1 protein-coding gene is annotated in these 1460 nt (G+C 64.3%); it reads right to left on the reverse strand.

Annotated features, from left to right (window positions below):
• Positions 1-80: 80 nt before the first annotated feature.
• The coding region (locus LQV45_RS31980; protein ID WP_230011501.1) for a DUF3427 domain-containing protein at positions 81-1460 on the reverse strand (1380 nt) is incomplete at its 5' end.

The raw sequence follows: 1460 nt of genomic DNA on the forward strand, positions 1-1460 counted from the left end.
GTATACAAGCAGGCATTTTCCCCAGCTCCCCTTTGTGGAGGCGCTTGGACGTTCCTTGTTGCAGCCGTTGGTTCTCGACGCTAATGGGCCACAGCTGCCGCCGTCGCAAACACGTCCCCCGGCATCGGCCGGTGCAGCTTCCAGGTGATCGCGATCGGCTTCTGTCCTGCATGCTGCACATAGTCCACCTGTCCGAGACACGTGTACGGAACAGTCAGTCCTGTTTCGTCCTCTGAAGTATCGCGGGTGAAGATCACGATCTGTGATCCATGCCCAGCGCGGTTTAGGTACCGCTTGCCCGTTTGGCTTCCCGGCGACGTCGCGTTCTGCGACTCCCAATGGAACAGCTCCGGGCTGATGGCATAGTCCTTGTACATCGTGGTTGCCGAGTGTTTCTTGTCGTCCTTGTTGAAGGTAACGAAGAAGGCGTCAGTTGACGTCGCCGGGCACCACGCCACGCCCTCGCGGTGCTGCACGTTCTTGCCGAGCTCCAGCGAACCGTACTGCAGGGCCGCCAGGATCTCCTCGCGCCGATAGGTGGCGTGCGAGAGCAGCGGAACGTGCTGTAGCCCCGCGCCGAGGCCCTTGGCTGCATGCTTGGACGCGGCCACGCCGAGCTTCACGAGCTGGCGGATCTCGCTGCAGACAAACTGGTAGCCGCGCAGATAGTCCAGGCCGGCGTCGTACGACGGGAAACCGCCGCCGTCGTCCCAAAGCGTGTAAAACAGCATCCGCGCGAACGACTGCTCCCGCATGCCGAGGTCCGCGTAGCGGGGCGCGTCAGCGCCGACGAGCATCGAGTACGCCTCGGCGCGTTCCGGATCGTCCACATGGATCAGCGCCGCCATGCGCCCGAGCAGCTTCCTCTCGTCGGCGTCGGAAAGCTCCTGAATCCTGCCGCTGAGGACTGCCTCCAACGAAGAGAACCCGTCGATCAGCCCGGCCTGACGCAGGTAACCGGTCCACGAATCCTTGGTCGACCGGTAGATCGACTTCACGTCGTTCCCGGACCGCTCCAGATACGCCGCCAGCTCGGTCTCCGCGTACGACGCGATGCCCCGGACGAGCTGCGCACGGTTGAACCGCAGCTGCGCCTTGATGTTGTCCAGCACCACCTTCTGCGCCACCCGGTCCAGCACGATCTGCGAGCCCGACGGCAGGTACGGAAATTCGTTTTCGACAGCCTTTTCCAGCTCCTTGCGCCCGTAACCGGTCAGCGCCCGGTAGCGCAGATCGAAGCGGAACTCCCGGCGCTGCTGGCCGATGAAGTCCATCACCGTCAGCACCGCCTTGCCCTCGGCCCGGCGCAGCCCACGCCCCAGCTGCTGGAGGAAGATCGTGGCGCTCTGCGTGGGCCGGAGCAGCAGGATGGTGTCCACCTGCGGCAGGTCCAGGCCTTCGTTGAAGAGGTCGACGGCGAAGATGCAGTTGATCTCCCGCCGCCGGAGCCGCTCCAGCGC

It is taken from the genome of Microbacterium sp. Bi128, from assembly GCF_918698205.1.